Origin of the sequence: Streptomyces sp. SID10853 (assembly GCF_010548145.1) — a bacterium.
Taxonomy (GTDB): domain Bacteria; phylum Actinomycetota; class Actinomycetes; order Streptomycetales; family Streptomycetaceae; genus Streptomyces.
Genome location: NZ_JAAGLN010000304.1, coordinates 1 through 6,873 on the forward strand (window position 1 = coordinate 1; position 6,873 = coordinate 6,873).

The following is a 6,873-nucleotide window of genomic DNA, read 5'->3' on the forward strand; positions in this document are numbered from 1 at the left end:
GCCGGCAGCGGGTGTCGGGCGCGGTCAGCAGCCGGTCGGCGCCCGGTACGGCGTCCGCGGCCCGCGCCGCCCGGCGGGTCCCCGCCCCGTCGAGCGGCCCGTCATCGTCGAAGCGGGCCTCACGCAGCGCACCGCTGTGAGCAGGTGAGATCAACATCACTCGTACGGTCATCGCTGTCCCCGTCCGCGGTCCGTCCGCTCGTCCGCCCGCCGTTCTTCCGCCGTCCGGACAAGGAGATCACGCGGGCCAGGGCCGGCAGGCGCGGGGTGGAGCGGGCCGGCCGGCCGTACGGCGCCGTAGCGGAGCCCGCCCGTCAGGCGGTACGGTCCACGTGCACATGACGAAGGTGTGATGGAAGTCCGGTGAGATTCCGGCACGGTCGCGCCACTGTGAACCCGTCCTGCGGGAAGTCAGACCCAGCACCTTCGTCTCAGGCACCACGATCGGGACGCGTGTTCCCCAGGAGGTACTGCCATGGCAAGCACCCTTGCCCCCACCCCGGAGGCCCCCGCCACTCCGGCGATCGCCCCCATCTCCCTCAAGGCCATCGCCCCCTGGGCGGTCTTCTTCGGGATCCTGATGCTCATCCTGCTGTACTTCGTCGGCGCCGAGCAGGGCGCCACCTCGGTCGTCTCGGGCACCGACGTGCACGAGTGGGTCCACGACGGGCGTCATCTCCTCGGCTTCCCCTGCCACTGATTCCCCTGTCACCGACCTTCTGACATCCAGGGGACCTCTCTCATGAACTCCATATCCATACGCGCCCTGCTCGTCCGCGGCATGCTGTCCGGCCTGGCCGCCGGCGTGCTGGCTCTGGTCGTCGCCTATCTGCTCGGTGAGCCGCGGGTGGACGCGGCCATCGCGTTCGAGGGCGCGCACAGCCATGAGCACGAAGTGGAGGTGGTCAGCCGCTCGCTCCAGTCGACGGCCGGCCTGGCCACCGGTGTGCTCGTCTTCGGCGTCGCGGTGGGCGGAATCGCCGCTCTCGCGTTCTGCTTCGCGCTCGGCCGTATCGGCGGCTTCGGCCCGCGGGCCACGGCCGTGCTGGTCTCGGCCGGCGCCCTGATCGCGGTGTACGTCGTCCCGTTCCTCAAGTACCCGGCCAACCCGCCGTCCGTCGGCGACCCCGACACCATCGGCAAACGCACCACCCTGTACTTCCTGATGATGGTTCTCAGTGTGCTGCTCGCCGTCGCCGCGGTGATCATCGGCAGGAGGCTCGCGCCCCGGCTGGGCAACTGGAACGCGACCATCTCGGCGGGGGCCGCCTTCCTCGTGGTGGTCGGACTCGCCTATGCGTTCCTGCCCGCCGTCAACGAGGTGCCCAAGGACTTCCCGGCCACCTTGCTCTGGCAGTTCAGGCTCTCCGCGCTCGCCATCCAGCTCACCCTGTGGACGGCGTTCGGACTGCTCTTCGGTCACCTCGCCGAGCGTCATCTCGTACCGCGGGCGGCTCCGGCCCGCGATGCGAACGGCACGGCGGCGCCCACGACAGCCTCCGTCGGCTGAGGGTCAACTGCCCCTTCGCACAACGGACTCGACGAACTCCACGGATCCCGCCCGGACCACATCCGGACGGGATCCGTCCGTGTGGGCGCCCCGCCCGAACACCGTGCCACGGCTTGGCCAACCCTTGCCGCACATTGGCCACTTGTTCATCGTTTCGCTCCTCCCCTCCTCACCGGCCGCCCGCGAAGGTTCGGGAGGGCCTTGGAGAAAGGGCCCGTCCGAGCTTGAGAAGGGGATGTTCATGGCCGAGTTGACGCGACGCAGACTCCTTGGCTCAGCGGCAGGCGCGGTCGGCGGCGCGGCGGCGCTCTCGCTGCTGCCGCCGAGTGTGCAGAAGGCGGTCGCGGCCGGGCCGCCGCGCCACGGCTCGCTGCGCGACATCGAACACGTCGTGATGCTGATGCAGGAGAACCGCTCGTTCGACCACTACTTCGGCACCCTGTCCGGCGTACGCGGCTTCAGCGACCCGCACGCGCAGAAGCTGCCCAACGGCAAGCCCGTCTTCTACCAGCCCGACACGGTGAACCCGAAGGGCTATCTGCTCCCGTTCCACCTGGACACGCACACATCCAGCGCCCAGGCCATCCCGTCCACCAGCCACGCCTGGTCCGTGCAGCACGAGGCGTGGAACGGCGGCAAGATGGACCAGTGGCTGCCCGCGCACCGCAAGGCCGACGGGCTCAACGGCCCCTACGTCATGGGGTATTACACCCGGGAGGACATCCCCTTCCAGTTCGCGCTGGCGGAGACCTTCACCATCTGCGACAACTACTTCTGCTCCGTGTTCGGGCCCACCTGGCCGAACCGGCTGTACTGGATGACGGGCACCCTCGACCCGAACGGCACCCAGGGCGGCCCGATCCTGAACAACACGGCCCCCACTCCGTACCGCTGGATGACCTACGCCGAGCGGCTCCAAGCGGCGGGCGTCAGCTGGAAGGTCTACCAGCAGGACGACGACTACGGCTGCAACATGCTGGAGAACTTCCAGTCGTTCAAGGACGCCAAGCCCGGCGACGAGCTGTACGAGCGCGGGGTACGCCCGCAGCCGGAGGGCACCTTCGAGGACGACGCCCGCAACGACCGGCTGCCGGCCGTCTCATGGATCATGCCGACGAGCTACCAGTCCGAGCACCCGGACTATCTCCCGGCGGCGGGCGCGGACTTCGTGGCCCAGAAGATCGAGGCCATCGCGTCCAACCCGAAGGTGTGGGCGAAGACCGCCTTCATCCTCAACTACGACGAGAACGACGGCCTGTTCGACCATGTGGCTCCGCCCACCCCGAAACCGGGCACCCAGGACGAGTTCGTCGACGGCCTGCCGATCGGCGGCGGCTTCCGGGTCCCCGCGATCATCGTGTCGCCGTGGACGGTGGGCGGCTGGGTCGCGGGCGAGCGCTTCGACCACACGTCGGCGCTCCAGTTCCTGGAGCGGTTCACGGGGGTGCGGGAGCCCAACATCACCCAGTGGCGCCGCCGCACCTTCGGTGACCTGACCTCGGCCTTCCGCTTCTCCGACACCCACCACCGCCCGCCGCACCTCCCGGAGGACACGGCCGAGCAGCTGGCCCAGGCGAAGGAGGAGGTGGCCACACTGCCGAAGCCGGTGCTGCCGGGGGCCGACCAGAGCTTCCCGAGGCAGGAGCGGGGGCGGCGGCCGCGTACCTGAGATCATGACCGGCTCCACCACCCGCGGGTGTGCCGCCGCTTCCGGCCATGGGTGGGCCCACCCCACCCATGGCCGTGCGGTCAGCCGAGCCCCAGCAGCTCGCGCATCCGCGCGTACTTCGCCGTGAGCCGCTCCCTGGTGGGCTCGTCCAGTACGGCCAGCCGGCCCGGGTCCGCGTTGTGCGCGAGGTCGGCTTCCTTGATCAGCCGCGCGCCCGGTACGGCGAGGATCCGGGCCGCGTAGCTCTCCGGGCTCTCCCCCGTCCGCTTCGTCATCGCGAACACCATGTCCTTCACCGCCCGCGACAGCGGAGCTTCCTCCAGCCAGGCGGCGCTCAGCGCGCCGTCCTCGACCGCGTCGTGCAGCCAGGCGGCGGCGATCTGCTCGTCGGTGCCGCCGCGTACGGCGACTCCCTCCGCGACGGCCGCCAGATGCACGGTGTACGGCTGTCCCGCTTTGTCGGTCTGTGTGGCGTGCGCCCGGCGTGCGAGTGCCTCGACCTCGGGCAGGCTCAGTCGGCTGTTCACCATGGGCCTGATGCTAGCTCCGCAGCAGACACAGCCCGTCCGCGCAGGCGCGTCCCGTCCGTTTTCCGAACTCATCTACGATCAGCGACGTGTGCGCACATGTCATCGTCGCTGAAGACGACGAGAAACAGGCCGAGCTGGTACGCCGATACCTCGAACGTGAAGGACACGCCGTCACGGTGGTGGGTGACGGCCTCGCGGCCCTCGAGGAGGTGCGGCAGCGGACGCCCGACCTCCTGGTCCTGGATGTGATGATGCCGCGCGCCGACGGGCTGGACGTCGTACGGGTCCTGCGCGCCGAGGCGCGGGAGTTGCCGGTGCTGATGCTCACGGCCCGTTCCACCGAGGACGATCTGCTGCTCGGGCTCGATCTGGGCGCGGACGACTACATGACCAAGCCCTACAGCCCCCGGGAGTTGATGGCCCGGGTCCGCACGCTGCTGCGCCGCAACCGGCGGTCCACGGGCCCGGCGCCTGCCGCCGATCCGCTGCTGTCGGTGGGCGCGCTCGTCATCGATCCGGCGCGGCACTCGGTGTCGGTCGGCGGCCGGCCGGTCGACTGCACCCCCGGCGAGTTCCGGGTGCTGGCCGCGATGGCCGCCGAACCCGACCGGGTCTTCACCCGGCAGCAGCTGCTGGCGGAACTGCACGGCTTCGACCGGTACATCAGCAACCGCACGGTCGACGTCCACGTGATGAATCTGCGCAAGAAGATCGAGGCGGCTCCGCGCAGACCGGCCCGGCTGCTCACCGTGTTCGGCGTCGGCTACAAGCTGACCGATCCGGCGGAGGGGCCCCGACGTGCCGCGCGTTAGACGTTCCAGGACCGGTCCGAGCGGTGCGGCGCGTACACGGCTGCCCCTGCGCAGGAGCCTGCTCGGCCGGCTTCTGGCGGTGTCGGCGCTGGTGGCAGCGTGTTCGGTGGTGGCGACCGCGTGGCTCGCCGCACAGACCACATCGGGTGCGATCAGACAGGAGCAGGGTCAGAACCTCACCGCCGACACCCGTATCTACAACACCCTGCTCGGCTACGCGGCCGCGCACCCCCGGTGGGACGGCGTCGAGGCGACCGTACGGAAGCTGGCCCGGCAGTCCGGCCGGCGGATCGCCCTGACGACCGAGAACCACCAGCCCGTCGCCGACTCGGCGGACCGGAAGCCGCCGCCCGCGCTGCCGCCCCAGGTGTCGGCGGTCGTCGACCCGCTCGCCACGGACACCACGCTGGCGGCGCGGACTTCCGCCAAGACCGGCACGCCGGCCGACCGGATCGACCCGCGTGCGGTCGGGCCGTTCAGGCTGCCCGCGTCGGAGCGCGCAACGCTCAAGCGCCTGGCCGGCCAAGCCGTGGCCTGCCTCAGCCGCCAGGGGATCGCGTCGGACGCGGTGGAGGGGCCGAGCGGGCGCCCCACTGTCCAGCCGGTGGGCAACGACCCGGACCGCACCCTGGGATCCGCGTGCACGACGGAGGCTCTGGACGCGCCCACCAGGACCGAGCAGAAGGCGCTCACCGCGCTCAACCATCTGGCGGACGCGTGTCTGGACCGCCAGCACCGCCCCGGGATCCGTCTGAGCCTGAACCTCTCCTGGAACCAGGCCGCGGTCCCCGAGGCGAGGAGGGCCGCGAGAGCCGTGGAGGCCGAGCCCACCCCCGTACCGCCGCCGAGCGTCCGCAACGGCGACGACGACCGGGCCATCGCGTCCTGCGTCGGCACCGCACGCCGTGAACAGCTCAGCTCGTACGTCGCGTCGCCCGCCCTGCTGTTCATCGGCGACCAAGGCGGCGGCACGGTCCCCGGGTTCAACCTCTCGCCCGCCAACACCGCCCGTATCGCGGGGGTCGCGGCGCTCGTCCTGGCCCTCACCGTCGGCGCCTCGGTACTCGCCGGAGCGCGGCTGGTACGCCCCCTGCACGCGCTCACCGACGCGGCACAGCGGATGCGGGACAGCGGAAGTTCGGAGCCGGTCGAGGTCACCACGGACAACGAGATCGGCAGGCTCGCGGCGACGTTCAACGACATGTCGGCGCACCGCGCACGTCTTGAGGAGCAGCGCAAGGCGATGGTGAGCGACGTCGCGCACGAACTGCGCACACCGCTCAGCAACATCCGCGGCTGGCTGGAGGCCGCGCAGGACGGCCTCGCCGAGCCCGACCCGGCGTTCGTCTCCTCGCTCCTGGAGGAGGCGGTGCAGTTGCAGCACATCATCGACGACCTCCAGGACCTGTCGGCCGCCGACGCGGGGGCGCTGCGGCTGCATGTGGAGCCGGTGCGGATCCAGGAACTCCTGGCCCAGGTCGCGTCGGCGCACCAGGCCCGCGCGGAGACGGCGGGGGTGACGCTGACGGTGACCGGCGCGCCGCCGGGGGCCACTGCCCTGGTCCTGGCAGCCGACCCGGTCCGGCTGCGGCAGGCGGTGGGCAACCTGGTCTCCAACGCGGTACGCCACACACCGGCGGGCGGCCGGGTCACCCTGCGGGTGCACGGCGGTACGCCCGACCCGGCGGGAGGCCAGGCCACCGAAGCGGCGGTCCAGGAGGCCGTGGTGGAGGTGGCCGACACCGGCACCGGCATCCCGGCCGAACACCTTCCATACGTCTTCGACCGCTTCTGGCGAGCCGAGAAGTCGCGGAACCGCCGTACGGGCGGCAGCGGTCTGGGCCTGGCGATCGTCCGCAAACTGGCCGAGGCGCACGGCGGCACCGCGAGCGCCGCGAGCACGGAGGGGGAAGGCTCGGTCTTCACCCTCAGACTGCCGCTGCGACGGCCTCAGACGGCGACGGACAGGGACGAGCCGGACACGGAGCCCGGCGCTGAGACCTCGCCGTCCTCGCCCTGATCCGATGACCACAGCGTCCTGACAGCTTCCTCATAACTGCTTGCCAGTCTGTGGCTGTGCCCGGCACCTGCTGCGAACCGCAGCCAGGAATCACCAAGGCCGGGCTGGAACTGGAGCTGTTCATGTCCCCACGTCTGTCCCTGCGCACCGCTGTGCTCGCCGCCGTGGCGGTCGGCACGGTGCTCGTCCCGTCGACCGCAGCCTTCGCGTCCGACAGCCCCAAGCCCGTCGCGCCCAAGACCGAGCCGTCCGCGGCTCCGTCCGCCAACAAGCCCAAGCCCGCGGCGCCGACCGCGGCGCCCGCCGCCCGCAGGGCCGAGGCCGCCAGGCGG

The 6,873-nt window shown here is 71.3% G+C and carries 6 protein-coding genes, 1 pseudogene and 1 riboswitch; of the genes and pseudogenes, 6 read left to right on the forward strand and 1 reads right to left on the reverse strand.

Going from position 1 to position 6,873, the window contains the following annotated elements:
* Positions 1 to 328 precede the first annotated feature (328 nt).
* A riboswitch (adenosylcobalamin (AdoCbl) riboswitch) is annotated at positions 329 to 473 on the forward strand.
* 2 nt (positions 474 to 475) lie between these two features.
* The 3 genes from G3I19_RS32895 to G3I19_RS32905 all read left to right on the forward strand — a co-directional run bounded on the left by G3I19_RS32895 (position 476) and on the right by G3I19_RS32905 (position 3,179).
* Positions 476 to 700 carry a CbtB-domain containing protein gene (locus G3I19_RS32895; protein ID WP_203600847.1) on the forward strand — a complete coding sequence of 75 codons (225 nt, stop codon included), beginning with the start codon at positions 476 to 478 and terminating at the stop codon, positions 698 to 700.
* 42 nt (positions 701 to 742) lie between these two features.
* Positions 743 to 1,510: a CbtA family protein gene (locus G3I19_RS32900; RefSeq protein ID WP_164267373.1), complete on the forward strand. Its 768-nt coding sequence runs from the start codon at positions 743 to 745 to the stop codon at positions 1,508 to 1,510.
* Positions 1,511 to 1,751: 241 nt separating this feature from the next.
* A complete protein-coding gene (locus G3I19_RS32905) occupies positions 1,752 to 3,179 on the forward strand; it encodes an alkaline phosphatase family protein (RefSeq protein WP_164267374.1) in 1,428 nt (475 codons plus the stop codon).
* An 80-nt stretch (positions 3,180 to 3,259) separates the two neighbouring features.
* Here G3I19_RS32905 and G3I19_RS32910 read toward each other — a convergent pair whose 3' ends face one another.
* Complete coding sequence (locus G3I19_RS32910; protein WP_164267375.1) at positions 3,260 to 3,709, reverse strand: HD domain-containing protein; 450 nt, start codon at positions 3,707 to 3,709, stop codon at positions 3,260 to 3,262.
* A gap of 86 nt (positions 3,710 to 3,795) precedes the next feature.
* On the opposite strand from G3I19_RS32910, the gene G3I19_RS32915 reads away from it, so the two are divergent.
* The 3 genes and pseudogenes from G3I19_RS32915 to G3I19_RS32925 all read left to right on the forward strand — a co-directional run.
* Entirely contained in the window at positions 3,796 to 4,521 is a 726-nt protein-coding gene (locus tag G3I19_RS32915; RefSeq protein WP_343235281.1) for a response regulator transcription factor, read from the forward strand.
* Entirely contained in the window at positions 4,508 to 6,541 is a 2,034-nt protein-coding gene (locus G3I19_RS32920; RefSeq protein ID WP_343235282.1) for a HAMP domain-containing sensor histidine kinase, read from the forward strand. Before G3I19_RS32915 ends, G3I19_RS32920 begins: the two co-directional genes overlap by 14 nt.
* Positions 6,542 to 6,663: 122 nt before the next feature.
* Positions 6,664 to 6,873, forward strand: a pseudogene (locus tag G3I19_RS32925) (hypothetical protein); the annotation flags it as partial.